General features: G+C 60.0%; 14 protein-coding genes. 11 read left to right on the top strand and 3 right to left on the bottom strand.

The window, feature by feature from the left end:
• Window positions 1-276: 276 nt before the first annotated feature.
• Window positions 277-891: a helix-turn-helix domain-containing protein gene (locus EOL43_RS08930; RefSeq protein ID WP_240686506.1), complete on the bottom strand. Its 615-nt coding sequence runs from the start codon at window positions 889-891 to the stop codon at window positions 277-279.
• A 189-nt stretch (window positions 892-1080) separates the two neighbouring features.
• Here EOL43_RS08930 and lpdA point away from each other — a divergent pair, with 189 nt between their 5' ends.
• From lpdA to EOL43_RS08895, 7 genes are all read left to right on the top strand, one after another.
• Window positions 1081-2457, top strand: coding sequence for a dihydrolipoyl dehydrogenase (gene lpdA / locus EOL43_RS08925; RefSeq protein WP_133487683.1), 1377 nt, complete (start codon window positions 1081-1083; stop codon window positions 2455-2457).
• A 10-nt stretch (window positions 2458-2467) separates the two neighbouring features.
• Window positions 2468-3412, top strand: a complete 945-nt coding sequence (gene lipA / locus EOL43_RS08920) for a lipoyl synthase (RefSeq protein WP_133487681.1) — start codon at window positions 2468-2470, stop codon at window positions 3410-3412.
• 25 nt (window positions 3413-3437) lie between these two features.
• Complete coding sequence (locus EOL43_RS08915) at window positions 3438-4808, top strand: alanine/glycine:cation symporter family protein (protein ID WP_133487679.1); 1371 nt, start codon at window positions 3438-3440, stop codon at window positions 4806-4808.
• 79 nt (window positions 4809-4887) lie between these two features.
• Window positions 4888-5985 (top strand): glycine cleavage system aminomethyltransferase GcvT, encoded by a 1098-nt coding sequence (gcvT, locus tag EOL43_RS08910; protein ID WP_133487677.1) that lies wholly within the window; start codon window positions 4888-4890, stop codon window positions 5983-5985.
• 18 nt (window positions 5986-6003) lie between these two features.
• Window positions 6004-6369: a glycine cleavage system protein GcvH gene (gene gcvH / locus EOL43_RS08905; RefSeq protein WP_133487675.1), complete on the top strand. Its 366-nt coding sequence runs from the start codon at window positions 6004-6006 to the stop codon at window positions 6367-6369.
• A 59-nt stretch (window positions 6370-6428) separates the two neighbouring features.
• Window positions 6429-9281: an aminomethyl-transferring glycine dehydrogenase gene (gene gcvP, locus EOL43_RS08900; protein WP_133487673.1), complete on the top strand. Its 2853-nt coding sequence runs from the start codon at window positions 6429-6431 to the stop codon at window positions 9279-9281.
• A gap of 73 nt (window positions 9282-9354) precedes the next feature.
• Window positions 9355-10320, top strand: a complete 966-nt coding sequence (locus EOL43_RS08895; RefSeq protein WP_133487671.1) for a helix-turn-helix domain-containing protein — start codon at window positions 9355-9357, stop codon at window positions 10318-10320.
• Between the two features lie 3 nt (window positions 10321-10323).
• Here the strand turns inward: EOL43_RS08895 and EOL43_RS08890 are convergent, their stop codons facing one another.
• Together EOL43_RS08890 and EOL43_RS08885 are read right to left on the bottom strand one after the other, a co-directional pair.
• Window positions 10324-11094: a beta-keto acid cleavage family enzyme gene (locus EOL43_RS08890; protein ID WP_133487670.1), complete on the bottom strand. Its 771-nt coding sequence runs from the start codon at window positions 11092-11094 to the stop codon at window positions 10324-10326.
• Entirely contained in the window at window positions 11091-12410 is a 1320-nt protein-coding gene (locus tag EOL43_RS08885; protein ID WP_133487668.1) for an aspartate aminotransferase family protein, read from the bottom strand. The genes EOL43_RS08890 and EOL43_RS08885 overlap by 4 nt, the downstream gene beginning before the upstream one ends.
• 116 nt (window positions 12411-12526) lie before the next feature.
• On the opposite strand from EOL43_RS08885, the gene EOL43_RS08880 reads away from it, so the two are divergent.
• From EOL43_RS08880 to EOL43_RS08865, 4 genes are all read left to right on the top strand, one after another.
• Window positions 12527-13396, top strand: coding sequence for a MurR/RpiR family transcriptional regulator (locus tag EOL43_RS08880; RefSeq protein WP_240686505.1), 870 nt, complete (start codon window positions 12527-12529; stop codon window positions 13394-13396).
• A gap of 28 nt (window positions 13397-13424) precedes the next feature.
• Window positions 13425-14393, top strand: a complete 969-nt coding sequence (locus tag EOL43_RS08875; RefSeq protein ID WP_133487666.1) for a TAXI family TRAP transporter solute-binding subunit — start codon at window positions 13425-13427, stop codon at window positions 14391-14393.
• A gap of 128 nt (window positions 14394-14521) precedes the next feature.
• Window positions 14522-17137, top strand: coding sequence for a TRAP transporter permease (locus EOL43_RS08870; protein WP_133487664.1), 2616 nt, complete (start codon window positions 14522-14524; stop codon window positions 17135-17137).
• Complete coding sequence (locus EOL43_RS08865; protein WP_133487662.1) at window positions 17134-17568, top strand: universal stress protein; 435 nt, start codon at window positions 17134-17136, stop codon at window positions 17566-17568. The genes EOL43_RS08870 and EOL43_RS08865 overlap by 4 nt, the downstream gene beginning before the upstream one ends.

Below are 17568 nucleotides of genomic sequence, written 5' to 3'. Positions count from 1 at the left end.
TTGGAAACATAACAAGTTAATTTTACGGCAGCACCCAAGCGAAAACCGGACACGCGCAGCAAACGTGATAATCATCTATCTATTTCGTAGAGCACCCACGGCAGTTAATCTGCACTTAAGGTCACCCTTCCCTCACAACGTGCTGCGAGGGTAGAGACGCGGTTTTTCCCTGTCAACAAGCCTAAAAATAGACATAAAGTTGACAGTTTTCACCATCGGGTGAGAGGGGGCAATGAGAGTTGCGTCAGCCTTCATACACTGGCGCAAGTGCCAGCATTACAGGCCCAGCGACACCCACAGCACTTTCGCATCTTCTTTGCTGGTCGAGATCAGCCCATGCCCCATCCGCGCGTCGTAATAGACAGAATCGCCGGGGCCCAGATGCAGCGGGCGGTAGTGCTCGGTCACCAATGTCAGCTCGCCCGACAGAACGAACATGAACTCTTCACCGTTATGGCGCACCCAATCGTCATACTCGGACACCTCGCGTGCGGTGACGGTCGAGATATAGGGCACCATGCTTTTCGAGGTCAGTTCGTTGCACAGCAATTCATGCGTGTAGGTTGGCGTCTTTTTGATCTCGCCCTGACCGGCGCGGGTATAGTCGCGGCGACCGGAAATGTCCGTCTTCGCGGATTGCAGGAACAACTGTGGGGTTTCAAGTTCCAGCGTTTGCATCAGGCGGCGGATGATGTCGAAGCTTGGTCGCGTCTGATTGTTTTCGATCTTTGACAGGGTCGAGCGGCCGATGCCAGCGGCCCGCGCCGTATCTTCCAGCGTCAGCCCTTTCGCCTTCCGGGCCTCTCGAATCATAAGGCCCATCGCTTCGCCATCGGGTGCGTCCGCAGGCTCGCTGCCTGTTTGTGCAGCGCCATTCGGGTCGATTTCCATGCGGGCCTCCTGAATTTTCCCGTTGTTCCTCCGCAGCTTAGTTACTGCTCTCAGAGCTGTCAAAGTATCCCACTGCACACAAATGTTGCACTTCCCCCCGAAGTTTCCTATGAGAAACAAGAAATCCCGGATAGGAAACTATTCCACAAAATGCGCATTCATGAATGTGAGCGGGAAGCGGAGGAAAACATGTTTGACCTGATCGTGATTGGAGCCGGCCCCGGTGGCTATGTCGCTGCCATTCGTGCGGCACAGCTGGGCCTTAAGGTTGCCTGTGTTGAAGGCCGTGGGTCGTTGGGCGGGACGTGCCTGAACGTGGGCTGCATCCCGTCGAAGGCGCTTCTGACCTCGTCCGGTAAATATGCCGAGCTATCGCATCTGGCTGCTCATGGGATTGCGGTTGAAGGTGCTTCGCTGGATCTGAATGCCATGATGGCACGTAAAGATAAGGTCGTCGGTGATCTGACCAAGGGCATCGGATTTCTGTTCAAAAAGAACGGCGTCGAACTGATCGAGGGGTGGGCGACCATTCCCGCCGCCGGTCAGGTCAAGGTGGGCGACACCATTCACGAAACAAAGAACATTCTGATTGCCACCGGCTCGGAACCGACCCCGCTGCCGGGTGTCGAGATTGACGAAACCGACGTACTCAGCTCGACCGGCGCGTTGGCGCTGGATGCGGTGCCTGAACATCTGGTGGTGATCGGCGCGGGTGTCATCGGTCTGGAGCTGGGTCAGGTTTGGGCGCGTCTGGGCGCCAAGGTGACCGTTGTTGAATACCTCGACCGCATCCTGCCCGGCATTGATGGCGAGATCGCCAAGCTGGCGCAGCGCGCCCTGTCGAAGCGTGGGCTGAAATTCCAACTGGGCCGCGCTGTGAAGGCGGTTGACGCAGGCGAGGGCGGTCTGTCCCTGACTGTGGAACGCGTTGGCAAAGACACCGTGGACACCATCGTGGCCGACAAGGTTCTGGTCGCCATTGGCCGTCGCCCGGTCACCCGTGGTCTGGGGCTGGACGCGCTGGGCGTTGAGGTCAACGAACGCGGCTTCATCCCGGTGGACGGCAGCTTCCAAAGCTCGGTGCCCGGCATCTATGCCATTGGCGATTGTGTGCCCGGCCCGATGCTGGCGCATAAAGCGGAAGAAGATGGTGTGGCCTGTGTTGAAGGTCTGGCCGGTCTGCAGGGCCATGTGGACTACGACAAAGTTCCGGGCGTGGTTTACACCGATCCCGAGGTTGCTTCAGTCGGGGCAACCGAAGAGGCGCTGAAGGACGCGGGCACCGACTATATCAGCGGCAAGTTTACCTTCATGGCGAACTCGCGCGCGCGCTCGACCGGGGAAACGGACGGTGCGGTCAAAGTTCTGGCGTCGCCCGACGGCGTGCTGCTGGGGGCGCATATTTGTGGTGCTCACGGCGGCGATCTGATCGCCGAACTGGTCTTGGCTATGGCGAAGGGGGCGACACTCACGGACGTGGCGGCAAGCTGTCACGCGCACCCCTCCATGGCTGAGGCCGTGAAAGAAGCCTGTCTGGACGCGCTGGGCCGCGCTATTCACGCGTAAGGGGGCAGTGATGAACCAGATCCCCCGCCTTCGTCACCCCGAAAAGGCCCACAAGCCCGACAGCGCGATCCCGCGCAAGCCCAGCTGGATTCGCAAAAAGAAGATCGAAAGCGCCGAGTATTACGAGACCCGTCGCCTGATGCGGGATCACGATCTGGTCACGGTCTGCGAAGAGGCTGCATGCCCGAATGTGGGTGAATGTTGGTCCAAGCGTCACGCCACCATGATGATCATGGGCGAGATCTGCACCCGTGGGTGTAGCTTCTGCAACGTGTCGACCGGCCGCCCGGATGCGCTGGACGCGTTCGAACCGGGCCGCGTGGCAGCTGCGGTCAAGAAGCTGGGGCTGCGTCACGTGGTGATCACCTCGGTTGACCGGGATGATCTGGCCGATGGTGGGGCAGGGCATATCGCCCAGACGATCCGCGCGGTGCGCCATCAGAACCCCGGCACAACGGTCGAAGTTCTGACCCCGGATTTTCTGGGTAAGGGCGATGCAGCGGACGAGGTCTTTGACGCCGCCCCCGACGTTTTCAATCACAATCTGGAAACCGTGCCGCGTCTGTATCCGACGGTGCGCCCCGGCGCGCGCTACTACCAGTCGCTGCGCCTTCTGGATGATGCCAAGCGCGCCAACCCCGGCCTGTTCACCAAGTCTGGCCTGATGGTCGGTCTGGGCGAGACGATGGCCGAGGTAAAGCAAGTCATGGACGACCTGCGCGCCGCCAATGTCGATTTCCTAACCGTTGGGCAGTATCTGCAGCCCACCGCCAAACATCACAAGATCGACCGGTTCTGGACACCGGAAGAGTTCGCAAGCTTGGAACAAGCCGCCCGCGCCAAGGGGTTCCTTGGGGTGTCGGCCACGCCGCTGACGCGGTCGTCGTTCCATGCTGACGAAGATTTCGCGGCCCTCAAGCAAGCGCGCCAAGTGGCGCTTGCGGCTGGGGCCTGACTGAGGACGCTAAGGGGAGGAAACCATGGAAGCGTTGTCAAATTTTGTAGGCTGGATCAACGGGATCGTTTGGGGGCCACTGATGTTGGTCCTGATCCTGGGGGTCGGCCTATTCCTTCAGGTCGGCTTGAAGCTGATGCCGATCCTGAAAATCGGTAAAGGGTTTTCACTGTTGTGGAACGGTCGCACCGCGCATGGTGCCGGTCAGATCACGCCGTTTCAGGCGCTGATGACCTCGCTGTCGGCCACGATCGGCACCGGGAACATCGCCGGCGTTGCAACCGCCGTATTCTTGGGTGGCCCTGGCGCCCTGTTCTGGATGTGGATGACCGCGCTTGTGGGCATGGCCACCAAATACGCCGAGGCCGTCTGCGCGGTGAAATACCGCGAGCAGGACGAGCTGGGCAACTACGTCGGTGGTCCGATGTACTACATCAAGAACGGGCTGGGTAAGCAGTGGTACTGGCTGGCTCCGGCATTTGCTGGCTTTGGTGCCATCGCCGCCTTCGGCATCGGCAACACGGTGCAGGCAAACGGTGTGGCCGACGTGCTGAACACCAACTTCGGTATTCCGGAAATCGGCACGGGCGTGGTCCTGATGGTCCTGACCGGTGGCGTTGTGCTGGGTGGTATTACCCGCATCGGTGCCGTGGCTGAAAAACTGGTGCCGCTGATGGCTGTGTCTTACATCCTGATCGGCCTTCTGGTTCTGCTTCTGAACGCTGGTGAGCTGGGCAACGCCCTGTCGCTGGTCTTTACCCACGCCTTCACGCCCTCGGCCGCCGAAGGTGGTTTTGCGGGCGCCGCCGTCTGGGCCGCCATCCGCTTTGGTGTGGCACGTGGCGTGTTCTCGAACGAAGCTGGTCTGGGCTCGGCGCCCATCGCTCACGCTGCAGCTGAAACCGCTGGTCCGGTAAACCAAGGTCTGGTTGCCATGCTGGGAACCTTCATCGATACGATCATCGTCTGCTCGATCACGGGCCTTGCGATCATCGCGTCGGGCGCGTGGACCTCGGGTGAATCCGGTGCGGCTTTGACCTCGCTGGCGTTCGAGACGACCCTGCCGGGCTTCGGCGGCTACTTGATCGCTATCTCACTGTCAGTCTTTGCCTTTACCACCATCTTGGGCTGGTCCTATTATGGTGAGAAATGCGTCGAGTTCTTCCTGGGCGTCAAATCTCTGGTCCCGTTCCGCATCCTGTGGTGCATCGCCGTGCCGCTGGGCGCGACCGCCAATCTGGGCTTCATCTGGCTGCTGGCCGATACGCTGAACGCCATGATGGCGATCCCGAACCTGATCGCCTTGGCCCTGCTCAGCCCGGTCGTCTTCAAGGTGACGAAGGAATTCTTCGCCTCGGGTGGCGCGACCGAGCCGGATCAGACCCCGGCTGAATAACGCCGAACAAAGATGACGCCGGGGGGCGGATACCTGCCCCCCGGCCCCGACAATATCAATCGCGCCATAGGAGGCCGACATGACCGACACCCCTAAACGCACACCGTTGTATGATTTGCACGTCGAACTTGGCGGCAAGATGGTCGATTTCGCTGGCTGGGAAATGCCCGTTCAATACCCGATGGGGATTATGGGCGAGCACAAGCACTGCCGCGAGAAAGCCGCGCTGTTTGACGTCAGCCACATGGGTCAGGTGATCCTGAAAGGCGACAATATCGGCGAGAAGCTGGAAGCGATCTGCCCGCAGGCCTATGCCACGCTGAAAGAAGGCAAGGCACGCTATGGCTTCTTCACCAACGAAGACGGCGGCATCATGGATGACCTGATCGTCTCGAACGCCGGTGATCATTTCTTTGTCGTGGTGAACGCATCCATGCGTCATCAGGACATCCCGCACATGGCCGCCAATCTGGACGGCGTCGAGGTGACCGAGATCTTCGACCGCGCGCTGGTTGCCGTGCAAGGCCCCAAGGCCGAGGACGTGGTGGGCGAGCTTTGCCCGGCCGCGCGTGACCTGACCTTCATGGAAACCACCGTTGCGGACATCAACGGTGTCAGCTGCCGCATTTCGCGTCTGGGCTATACCGGCGAAGACGGCTACGAGATTTCGATCCCGGAAGCAGATGCCGAAGCCGTCGCCCGCGCCTTCCTGGCCCATGACGACTGCGAGCCCGCTGGCCTTGGCGCCCGCGACAGCCTGCGTCTGGAAGCTGGCCTTTGCCTTTATGGCAACGACATCGACCAGTCGACCTCGCCGATCGAAGCAAGCCTTGCTTGGGCGATCCAGAAGCGCCGCAAAGAAGAAGGCGGTTTCCCGGGTGCCGAGCGTATCCAGCGTGAACTGGCCGAAGGCGCCGCGAAAAAGCTGGTGGGCATCAAGCCCGAAGGCCGTGCCCCCGCTCGTCAGCACGTGGAAATCCAGTGCGCCGAAGGCAACACCATCGGCGAGATCACCTCGGGCAGTTTTGGTCCGACCGTCGGTGGCCCCGTTGCTATGGGCTATGTGGCCAAGGGCCACGGCGAGGTTGGAGAGAAAGTGAACCTTATCATTCGCGGCAAGGCCCAGCCTGCCGAAATCGTATCGCTGCCCTTCGTGCAGCAGAACTACAAACGCTAAGACAGGGGATATCCTGATATGACGACTTATTACTCGGAAGAGCACGAATGGATCACCGTAGAGGGCGACATCGCCACCATCGGCATCACGCAACACGCCGCTGACCAGCTGGGCGAAATCGTTTTCGTTGAGCAGCGCGAAGCGGGCGACGAATTCGAAAAAGGCGACGAGATCGGCGTAATCGAAAGTGTGAAAGCCGCGTCCGAAATCTACGCACCGGTTGACGGTGAAGTGGTTGAGGCCAATGGTGCTTTGGAAGACACCCCTGGTGCCTTGAACGAAAATCCCGAGGGCGACGCCTGGATCTATAAGGTCAAGCTGGCAGACGCCTCGCAGCTGGAAGATCTGATGGATCTGGACGGCTACAAAGCCCTGATCGGCTAAGAACAGACCGCCCGCCGGGCAACCGGCGGGTCATATCCCCCCTTCACGAGGATCCAAGCATGGCCTTCAAACTGACCGACTACGAAGCCTATGACTTCGCCAACCGCCGCCATATCGGCCCATCCCCCCGCGAGATGGCCGACATGCTGAAAGTGATCGGCTTCAAGACGCTTGATGAACTGATCGACGCAACGGTTCCGCCCGCAATCCGTCAGGAAGAGGCGCTAGACTGGGGCCCTGCCATGTCGGAACGCGACGCGCTTTTCCACATGAAACAGGTGGCCTCGAAGAACAAGGTTCTGACCTCGCTGATCGGGCAGGGGTACTATGGCACCACGACGCCTGCGCCCATCCTGCGCAACATTCTGGAAAACCCGGCTTGGTACACGGCCTATACGCCCTATCAGCCCGAGATTTCGCAAGGCCGTCTGGAAGCCCTTCTGAACTATCAGACCATGGTGTCGGATATGACCGGTCTGGAAGTGGCCAACGCATCGCTTCTGGATGAAGCCACTGCGGCTGCTGAAGCCATGACCATGGCGCATCGCGGCTCGCGCTCGAAAGCCAACAATGCGGCGTTCTTCGTGGACAAAAACTGTCACCCGCAGACCATCGCCGTGATCAAAACCCGCGCCGAGCCTTTGGGCATCGACGTTCAGGTTGCTGACCCCGATGCGCTGGACGCCGGCGCCGTGTTTGGTGCGATCTTCCAGTACCCGGGCACCGAAGGTCACGTGCGTGACTTCACCAAAGAAATCGAAGCCCTGCACGAGCACAAAGCGATTGCCGTTGTGGCCGCCGATATTCTGGCACTGGCGCTGCTGAAGTCGCCGGGTGAAATGGGTGCTGATATCGCCGTGGGCTCGACCCAGCGTTTCGGTGTTCCGATGGGCTATGGTGGTCCGCACGCCGCTTACATGGCGACGACCGACAAGCTGAAGCGCGCCATGCCCGGCCGCATCATCGGTGTGTCGATCGACGCGCGTGGCAACAAGGCCTACCGTCTGGCGCTGCAAACCCGCGAACAGCACATCCGTCGCGAGAAGGCGAACTCGAACGTCTGTACCGCGCAGGCGCTGCTGGCCGTTATTGCCTCGATGTACGCCGTGTACCACGGCCCTGATGGCATCAAAGCCATCGCGCAGTCGGTGCACCGCAAAACCTCGCGCATGGCCGCTGGTCTGGAAGAAGCCGGTTTCCAAGTCGAGCCGGAAGTGTTCTTCGACACGATCACCGTCGAAGTCGGCCAACTGCAGCAGACCGTCATGGAAGCTGCCGTCGCACGCGGTGTGAACCTGCGCAAAGTGGGCGAGACCAAAGTTGGCATCAGCCTTGACGAACAGACCCGCCCTGAAACCATCGAGGCCGTCTGGGGTGCCTTTGGCATCGACCGCAAGGATGACAGCTCAAACGTGGCGTACCGCCTGCCGGACTACGCGCTGCGTGAAAGCGAATATCTGACCCACCCGATCTTCCACCTGAACCGTGCCGAGGCCGAGATCACCCGCTATATGCGCCGTCTTGCCGACCGCGATCTGGCGCTTGACCGTGCGATGATCCCGCTGGGCTCGTGCACCATGAAGCTGAACGCCACGATCGAAATGATCCCGGTCACGTGGCCGGAGTTTGGCAACCTGCACCCGTTCTGCCCTGAAGATCAGGCCCAAGGCTATCACGAGATGATCACCGACCTGAACGACAAGCTGTGCCAGATCACCGGCTATGACGCGATTTCGCAGCAGCCGAACTCGGGTGCGCAGGGTGAATATGCGGGCCTTCTGACCATCCGCAACTATCACGCGTCGCGTGGTGAAGCACACCGCAACATCTGCCTGATCCCGACCTCGGCACACGGCACCAACCCAGCGTCTGCGCAGATGGTGGGCTATAAGGTTGTGCCGGTGAAATCGGATGAGGATGGCAACATCGACATCGAGGATTTCCGCAACAAGGCGATCCAGCACTCGGACGATCTTGCGGCCTGTATGATCACCTATCCTTCGACCCACGGTGTGTTCGAAGAAACCGTGCAGGAAGTCTGCCAGATCACCCATGATCACGGTGGTCAGGTCTATATCGACGGCGCCAACATGAACGCCATGGTCGGTCTGGCCCGTCCAGGTGATGTAGGCGGTGACGTCAGCCACCTGAACCTGCACAAGACCTTCTGCATCCCGCATGGCGGGGGCGGCCCCGGCATGGGTCCGATCGGTGTGAAGGCTCACTTGGCAGAGCACCTGCCGGGTCACCCGGAATACGGCACGGCTGTTGGTCCGGTGTCGGCGGCGCCGTTTGGTTCGCCCTCGATCCTGCCGGTCAGCTGGGCTTACGTCCTGCTGATGGGTGGCGCGGGCCTGACCCAAGCGACGAAAGTGGCGATCCTGAACGCCAACTACATCGCGGCACGTCTGAAAGACGGGTACAACATTCTGTACACGTCCAAGACCGGTCGTGTGGCGCATGAATGTATCCTCGACACCCGCCCGCTGGCGGACGAGGGCAACGTGACCGTGGATGACGTAGCCAAACGTCTGGTCGACAGCGGCTTCCACGCACCGACCATGTCGTGGCCGGTTGCAGGGACGCTGATGGTCGAGCCCACAGAATCCGAACCCAAGGCCGAGCTGGATCGCTTCTGCGACGCCATGCTGTCCATCCGGGCCGAGGCTCAGGACATCATCGACGGTAATATCGACCCCGAAAACAACCCGCTGAAACACGCCCCCCACACGGTGCGTGACCTGGTGGGCGAATGGGATCGTCCCTACACCCGCGAACAGGCCTGCTTCCCTCCGGGCAACCTGGGCGTGGACAAGTACTGGCCGGTCGTGAACCGCGTGGACAACGCGTATGGCGACCGCAACCTGATCTGTACCTGTCCCCCGATGGACGCCTACGAAGACGAGGCATAAACACTTCCCCCGCCCGGTCCAAAACTGGCCGGGCGGGGTCTCATAATGTCGTACCAGATAACGGGATGCATCTATGAATATTCAGAACACACTTATGGCCCCCGTGAACGACCTGTCGGCCATTGGTCCAATCCAAAATATCACCATCATCGTGCCTGATCGCAGTCACGTTTCGTTGGCCAGTGTCTTTCGCGATTTCTTCATCTCGCTTGATCAGTTCACCAACGCCGAAACGCCGCGCGACGTGTCTGTCTATACGCTGGACAGCTGCCCGTCGCATGATCAGGCCTATTGGCGAAACCGCACCGTCGTGTTTTGGGCCGACTTTCATGCCCGCTGGCAGTTGGACAACAAACAATTAAACCGTGCGCACCAGCTTCTGCGCCTCAGCCGCCAATGCGTGCTGGTGGGCGGCGGCGTGTTTGTGCTGTGTAAATCTGTTTTTGCCAGCCGTACCGCCTTGGCCGTGCATTCGAACCTGCGCTTCGTGGCCGAGGAAGAAGGGCTATTCTGCATCGGCAGCGGTGCGCCCTTCGCCATTGACGGCCGCATCTGCAGCGCCACCAGCATCTTCGCCGCCCTGCGCCTGTTCCTGAAACTTCTGGAAGCAGAGATGGGTGGATTCTCCGCCGCCACCTTCGGCGATTATGTCGGGCTCGAGGTCTCGGGCGAGCCGTTCCACGGTAAGCAAGAACACATTATCAAACGCTATTCCGGGGGCGACCGCATCATTGGTGATTGCGTGGCTGTGATGCTGGAGCACTTGGAAAACACTCTATCGATCGTCCAGATCGCCCGGATCATGAACGTATCCTCACGCCAATTGCAGCGCCGCTTTGCCACCCAATTGGGTGTCAGCCCGCTGACGATCTATCGCAGTTTGCGGTTGGAACGCGCCAGTCAGTTGGTGCAGCAGACCAGCTATTCCATGCACGAGATTGCAGCCGCCACGGGCTTCGGCACACGGTCGAGCCTTGTGCGGTCGTTCAAGAAGCAGTTTGGCATGTCGCCCTCGGATGCCCGCGCGAAGATGTTCTAAGTCTTAGGCTAGTTCGGTGCAGGCTTTCACCAGTTCCGCCACGCGCGCGGCGTTGTCTGTCGCAACAGACCCGTCCGCGTGTTGGCGCGAGTTTTCAAACCCGACCCGGCACTTTCCACCCGCCTGAACAGCGCGCAAAAGGGCAGGGGTTTCGCCCGGACCAAAGGCGCAGACGGCCCAGTCGGGCGATAAGCCCGTTTCCTTCAGCCACTCCAGGAACGGGTCCAGCTCTTTCGGGTTTGATTTCTGCCCCACGGCATAGCGCCCAAGCACGAAGATCAGTTGTAGTTCGGGCGCGGTTAGAAGCGTCTCATCCAGTACGTGGGTCAGCAGGTCTGCGTCCGCCACATCATAGAGGATATGCTGCACCGCAATCCCGCGCTGATGGCAGTCGTTGTAGAACGCCCGCGTCACGTCGTGATCATCCCGGCACAGCTCGCGGACCGAGGCTGAGACCATGTCTGCCCCCGAATTCAGTGCAACATGCCGTTGATGGGTGGGGTCATACACACCGACCGCCTCGGTCGTGATTTGCACCGGGAAGTCGGGCATGTCGGCGCGGAACAAGTCTAGTGCGTCGGCATAGGCGCCGGCATCCAGAAGGTGCTTACCCTCCGCATCCCGCAAATGCAGGTGTAACCCATCCACGCCCAACGTCTGACAGGCTTGAGTGGTTTCCAGAATCTCGGCTGGGGTCATCGGCAGGGCAGGGTGGTCGGCTTTGGTCAGGCGCGCCCCGTTGGGGGCGAGCATGATCTTGGGAAGCGGTGTCACAGAACCTGCTCCAACGATTTGGAGAGTTTGCCCACCAACTCATCAATCTGCTCGTCCGAGATGATAAAGGGCGGGGCCAGAAGCACGTGATCGCCGTGTTGACCGTCAATCGTACCGCTCATCGGATAGCAGATCAGGCCGTTCTTGAACGCTTGCTTCTTCAAACGGCCTGCGATGCCGCGGGAGGGATCGAACGGCGCTTTGCTGTCGCGGTCTGCCACGATTTCCAGCCCGCGAAACATGCCGCGCCCGCGGATGTCCCCGATATGGGGGTGCTGGCCGAACTCGGCATGCAGGGCATCGTTCAGACGGGTGCCCATCTTGGCCGCACGCGCGACCATGCCGCCCTCGGTCAGCTTGCGCACGACCGCATCGGCGGCGGCAGCGGCGACAGGGTGGCCGATATAGGTGTGCCCGTGCTGAAAGAACCCGCTGCCTTGTGCAATCGCGTCATAGATCGCACCCGTGCACAGCATCGCGCCAATCGGCTGATAACCCGCGCCAAGCCCCTTCGCGATGGTGATGATGTCGGGCGAAATCTCGTCTTGCTCGCAGGCAAACAGAGTGCCGGTACGGCCCATGCCGCACATGACCTCGTCCAGAATCAGCAGAATGCCGTACTGATCGCAAATCTCGCGGATGCGTTTGAAATAGCCTTTGACGGCAGGAACGGCACCTGCGGTGGCGCCGACCACGGGTTCCGCAAGGAAGCCGATCACCGTCTCGGGCCCGACACGCAGGATTTCCTCTTCCAGCGCATTCGCGGCGCGCAACCCGTAGTCCTCTTCCGTTTCGCCTTCTTGGCGCAGGCGGTACTCATAGCAGGGATCGATATGGCTGGCCGACATCATCAACGGATCAAACGGCTCGCGCCGCCACATGTTGCCGCCGGTGCCCAACGCGCCCAGCGTGTTGCCGTGATAGCTTTGCTTGCGGGCGATGAAACGGGTGCGTTGGGGCTGCCCGGTTTCGATCATGTACTGACGCGAAAGCTTCAGCGCTGCCTCGACGGCTTCCGAACCGCCAGACACCAAATAGACGCGCTCGATTCCCTCGGGCGCATGCGCGATCAGGCGGTCTGCGAGTGATTCTGCCGGCTCTGACGTCAGGAATCCGGTGTGCGCGAAGCTGAGTCTGTCGATCTGATCATGCATGGCTTTGGCCACGTCCGGGTCCGAATGCCCAAGACATGACACAGCCGCACCACCGGATCCATCGAGGTATCTTTTCTCTTTGGAATCAATGATGTAGATGCCGTCTCCGCGGGTTGCGATAGGTGGGGCTGATTTGCAGTGACGCGGGAAAATATGTGACATGGGGATCCCTTGCATGTCCCGTTGAACCTGTTGCCATTGAAACAAATGAATCGAGAATTGACAATAGGTGAAACAAAAGGAACACTGAACCTTGTCCAAACAGGGAGACACTGGACGTGAGCGCAAGTGAGAGCTTCGAAAAGAGGCTGGCAGTGGCCTATGGTGATCTAAGCGGTGCCTTGCGCGCAGCTGCCGATTATCTTGTGGCCAACCCGCTGGATGCCGTGTCGCGTCCACTGCGCACCGTGTCCGCGCAGACCGGCGTGTCGCCCGCCACATTCTCGCGTCTGGCCAGGGCCTTGGACTATGCCAGCTTTGACGAGCTGCGGGACGAGATGCGCGACAAGATCGACCGCAAAGTGAATAATTTCGCGGATCGGGCTGGGCAGCTTCAAAAAGCGCATGGCGACGGGAAATCTGACTTCGTTCAGGCCCATTTCGCCGCATGCGAGAACAACCTGAGGCAGACGATGGCTGGGTTGGATCCGGATGCGATTCGTGACGTGGCCGACCGTTTGGCGGCGTCCCGGAAGGTGCTTCTTTTGGGGGCGTTGGGGTCCACCGGGGTCGTGGAATACCTGTCTTATATGGCGAATTTCTGCGCAGATAACTGGATTCTCGCCAATCGGATGGGGGCTTCCCTAGGGGGAGCCTTGTCAGGGCTCGATGAACGTGATGCACTACTTATAGTTACCAAGCCGCCATTTGCTGTCTCAGTGATCAAGGCAGCCAGGCTTGCACGTGAGTTAGGGGTTTATGTCGTGGTGATCACCGATACGCATACGTGTCCAGCGTTGGAATTTGCGTCGGCAGGGTTCTCTGTGTCGACCGATAGCCCTCATTTCTTTTCGTCCTACGTGTCGACGATGTTCCTTCTGGAAACCATCGTCGGAATGGTGGTCGGGCGCGCTGGCGTCGCGGCCCAGGAACGAATTGCTGAAGTCGAGCTTCACAACCGCCAACTGGCGGAAGTGTGGAGCGAATAAACAAACATCAAAACAAGGGAGAAATCTGATGTTTAAAGGGTTCAAGATTGCATTTGCAGGGGTTGCTGCCACCGCAGTGATGGCGCCTGCTGCCTTTGCCGAGGAATTCATCACCATCGGTACCGGCGGCGTGACCGGCGTGTACTATCCGACCGGTGGCGCGATCTGCCGTCTGGTCAACAAAGGCCGCAAAGACCACGGCGTACGCTGCTCGGTCGAGTCGACCGGTGGGTCGGTCTACAACATCAACACCATCCGCGAAGGCGAGCTGGAATTTGGTGTGGCCCAGTCGGACTGGCAGTACCACGCTTATAACGGCACCTCGAAGTTCGAAGATGCCGGCAAGTTCGAAGGCCTGCGCGCTGTATTCTCGGTCCACCCCGAGCCCTTCACCGTCGTGGCCCGTGCAGACAGCGGCATCAAGACTTTCGCTGATCTGAAAGGTAAGCGTGTCAACATCGGTAACCCCGGTTCTGGTCAGCGCGGCACCATGGAAGTGCTGCTGGAAGCGCTGGGCTGGACCACCGATGACTTCGCTCTGGCAACCGAGCTGAAAGCTTCGGAACAGTCTGCTGCTCTGTGCGACAACCAGATCGACGCGATGGTTTACACCGTTGGCCACCCCTCGGGTTCGATCCAGGAAGCCACCACGGCTTGTGACTCGGTTCTGGTTGAAGTGTCGGGCGAGGCTGTAGACAAGCTGGTTGCCGATAACTCGTTCTACCGGACCGCGGTCATTCCGGGCGGCATGTACCGTGGCAACGATGCTGACACCGCCACCTTCGGTGTGGGCGCAACCTTCGTCAGCTCGGACGCCGTGTCGGAAGACGCTGTCTACGCCGTTGTGTCGTCGGTCATGAACAACATCGAAGACTTCAAAGGTCTGCACCCGGCATTCGCCAACCTTGACCCCAAGGAAATGGCGACCGCAGGCCTGTCGGCTCCGCTGCACCCGGGTGCTGCGAAGTACTATAAAGAGGCTGGAATTATCGAGTAAGCGGTCACCCGTAAGCCTTTTGATCGGGGGGCGGCCCTGCGTCCCCCGATCGCTTTGACCCGGCAGAAGATCGGGCATGTTTCCTAAGTAAACAAGTACGGTCGCAAGTAGACCGAGGGAGAGACACAATGTCCACGAAAGAGGAACGCGCGCTTAGCGAAGAAGAGCTTCAAGAGCTCGTCGCCGCCAGCGACACCGGTGCGCGAAACCCACAGGGCGCGGTCGGGCTGATGATTGCCGCCGTCGCGCTGATTTGGTCAATTTTTCAGGTGCTTCTGGCTTCGCCGGTGGCGCCTTATGTTCTGCCTGGCGACCTGATTAACAACTCGCGCCAGTTCCATCTGGCGTTTGCGATTTTCCTGGCCGCGATGGCCTATCCATTGTTCAAATCCAGCCCACGCAACTACATCCCGTGGTATGACTGGGTGCTTGGGGTCGGGGGCGCGTTCTTAGCGCTGTACGGCTATTTCTTTTACGACAAGATCGTCGCGAACGGTGGCCTTGCCGATCAGTCCGACGCCTATATGGCGCTGGCCGGTCTGGCGTTCCTGTTCATCGCAGCCTACCGCACGCTGGGCCCGGTCATGGTAGCCCTCGCAATCGTTTTCCTATTCTACGTCTTCTTCGGCTCTTCCGAAGTGGTCCCTGACCAGATCCGCTGGGCGGGCGCGTCGCTTCGTAAGGCGATGAGCCATATGTGGATCACTTCCGAAGGTGTCTTTGGCATCGCGCTGGGCGTGTCCACCAAGTTCGTCTTCCTGTTCGTGCTGTTCGGAGCCCTTCTGGATCGCGCGGGCGCGGGCAACTACTTTATCAAGATGGCGTTCGGCGCCCTTGGCCACCTGCGTGGCGGCCCTGCGAAAGCGGCTGTTGTCGGCTCGGCCGCGACCGGCCTGATCTCGGGCTCATCGATTGCCAACGTTGTGACCACCGGCACCTTCACCATCCCGCTGATGAAGCGCGTTGGTTTCTCGGCTGAAAAGGCTGGCTCGGTCGAAGTTGCTTCGTCTGTGAACGGTCAGATCATGCCGCCCGTCATGGGCGCAGCCGCGTTCCTGATGGTGGAATATGTGGGCATTTCCTATGTCGAGGTCATCACCCACGCCTTCCTGCCTGCAATCATTTCCTACATCGCGTTGGTCTACATCGTGCATCTGGAAGCGGTGAAAAACAAAATGCCGACCATCGGCAACAAGGTCGTGTCGATGGGCAAAACCATCGGCGGGATGTTCGTCTTTTTCGCGGGCTTTGCGGCTCTGTGCTACGCCACGCAATACCCGGTGGGCTGGATTGTCTCGCTGTTCCCGGCGGGCTCGGGCTGGATCCTGTCGATCCTTCTGTTCGTGATCTATGTGGCGCTGATCTATCTGGCCGCACAGGTCCCAGATCTGGAACCCGATGACCCAAACGCCGAGGTGGTTGAGCTGCCGGATGTGGCGAAGATCTATAAGTCGGGTCTCTATTACCTGCTGCCGATCATCGTGCTGGTCTACTTCCTGATGATCGAACGCAAATCGCCTGGCCTGTCGGCCTTCTGGGCGACTTTCCTGCTGTTCGGCATCCTGCTGACCCAAAAGGCGCTGAAGGCGCTGTTCCGGGGTGAAGACAACCCGATCTCGCGTCTGCGTGACGGTGTGATGGACTTGGTCGAAGGTATGATCGACGGTGCGCGCAACATGATTGGCATCGGTCTGGCCACCGCTACTGCGGGCATCATCGTGGGTACCGTATCGCTGACCGGGATCGGTCAGGTGATGGCGGACTTTGTCGAGTTCCTGTCCGGCGGCAACCTGATCCTGATGCTGGTCTTCGTGGCAATCCTGTCGCTGATCCTTGGGATGGGTCTGCCGACCACGGCGAACTATATCGTTGTGTCCTCGCTGATGGTGGGCGTTGTTGTTGAATTGGGTGCGCAGTCCGGCCTTGTCGTGCCGCTGATCGCCGTTCACCTCTTCGTTTTCTATTTCGGGATCATGGCGGACGTGACGCCCCCTGTGGGGCTGGCGAGTTTCGCGGCGGCGGCTGTGTCGGGGGGCGATGCCATCCGCACCGGCTTTACCGCGTTTTTCTACTCGCTCCGCACCGTCGCCTTGCCCTTCGTCTTTATCTTCAACACGGACCTTCTGTTGATTGATGTGACATGGATGCAGGGCATTATCGTCTTCATCGTGGCAACCATCGGCATCCTTGTCTTCACGGCGGGTACGATGGGCTTCTTCCTGACGAAATCCCGCATCTGGGAAACGGTTGCCCTTCTGGTCGTGGCCTTCGCGCTGTTCCGTCCGGGCTTCTTCATGAACCAGATCCAGCCGCCGTTCACACAGATCGCACCCGCGCAGATCGAGCAAGCGATTGGTGATGCCAACGCGGGTGACACGCTGCGTGTCGTGATCTCGGGCCCTGACTTTGACACGCTCGAGGTCAAGGACCTGACCGTGGTGCTGGACGTGCCCGAAGCCGAGGGCGGGGCTGCCCGTCTGGATGCGGCAGGGATCATGCTGATGCCAGAAGGCGACGTGATGCGGATTGACGAGCCGATGTTCGGCACGCCGCTGTCCGACAAGCTGTCGACTTTCGATTTCTACGGGGATGATCCCGTGCAGATCTCGGCGGTGCAGGCACCTTCGAACCAATTGCCGAAAGAGCTGATCTTCATCCCCGCGCTGCTGCTGCTTGGTCTTGTGGCCCTCTTGCAGTCTCGCCGCGCCAAGGAAGAAGAGATCATGGAAGGAGAAACGGCATGACCCAGACCATTCTATGTGCAGTCGACATCAACCGTGCTGATGCGGAAAGCCCCGTCCTGAAAACCGCAGCCGAGCTGGCCGAACTGCGAGGGGCGCAGCTTGATGTGATCACTGTCGTGCCGGATTTCGGCATGTCGGTGGTGGGTGCCTATTTTCAGGACCATCACGTGAAGTCAGCCCAAACGGACGCGGGCGAGCTTCTGAAAAACATGACCGCGAAGACTTTGGGCGCAGAGGCTGACGCCAAGGTACGTCACATCGTGGCGGTTGGATCTGTCTATGAAGAGGTCTTGCGCGCTGCCGAGCTTGGCAACGCCGATCTGATCGTCCTTGGCGCACATCGTCCGGACCTGAAGGACTACCTTCTGGGCCCGAACGCAGCGCGGGTGGTGCGCCACTCGACGTGTTCGGTCTATGTGGTGCGCGGCTAA

This window comes from Aliiroseovarius marinus (assembly GCF_004360145.1).
Taxonomy (GTDB): Bacteria; Pseudomonadota; Alphaproteobacteria; order Rhodobacterales; family Rhodobacteraceae; genus Aliiroseovarius; species Aliiroseovarius marinus.
Note: the sequence above shows the minus strand (reverse complement) of the source record. Positions and strands in the feature narration are given on the sequence as shown.

Excerpts from the sequence above, each read along its gene's own strand:
- EOL43_RS08875 (WP_133487666.1), top strand. The coding sequence starts at position 13,425 with ATGTTTAAAGGGTTCAAGATTGCATTTGCAGGGGTTGCTGCCACCGCA.
- EOL43_RS08895 (WP_133487671.1), top strand. The coding sequence starts at position 9,355 with ATGAATATTCAGAACACACTTATGGCCCCCGTGAACGACCTGTCGGCC.
- EOL43_RS08915 (WP_133487679.1), top strand. The coding sequence starts at position 3,438 with ATGGAAGCGTTGTCAAATTTTGTAGGCTGGATCAACGGGATCGTTTGG.
- lipA (WP_133487681.1), top strand. The coding sequence starts at position 2,468 with ATGAACCAGATCCCCCGCCTTCGTCACCCCGAAAAGGCCCACAAGCCC.
- EOL43_RS08865 (WP_133487662.1), top strand. The coding sequence starts at position 17,134 with ATGACCCAGACCATTCTATGTGCAGTCGACATCAACCGTGCTGATGCG.
- EOL43_RS08885 (WP_133487668.1), bottom strand. The coding sequence starts at position 12,410 with ATGTCACATATTTTCCCGCGTCACTGCAAATCAGCCCCACCTATCGCA.
- lpdA (WP_133487683.1), top strand. The coding sequence starts at position 1,081 with ATGTTTGACCTGATCGTGATTGGAGCCGGCCCCGGTGGCTATGTCGCT.
- EOL43_RS08930 (WP_240686506.1), bottom strand. The coding sequence starts at position 891 with ATGGAAATCGACCCGAATGGCGCTGCACAAACAGGCAGCGAGCCTGCG.
- gcvH (WP_133487675.1), top strand. The coding sequence starts at position 6,004 with ATGACGACTTATTACTCGGAAGAGCACGAATGGATCACCGTAGAGGGC.
- gcvT (WP_133487677.1), top strand. The coding sequence starts at position 4,888 with ATGACCGACACCCCTAAACGCACACCGTTGTATGATTTGCACGTCGAA.
- EOL43_RS08870 (WP_133487664.1), top strand. The coding sequence starts at position 14,522 with ATGTCCACGAAAGAGGAACGCGCGCTTAGCGAAGAAGAGCTTCAAGAG.
- gcvP (WP_133487673.1), top strand. The coding sequence starts at position 6,429 with ATGGCCTTCAAACTGACCGACTACGAAGCCTATGACTTCGCCAACCGC.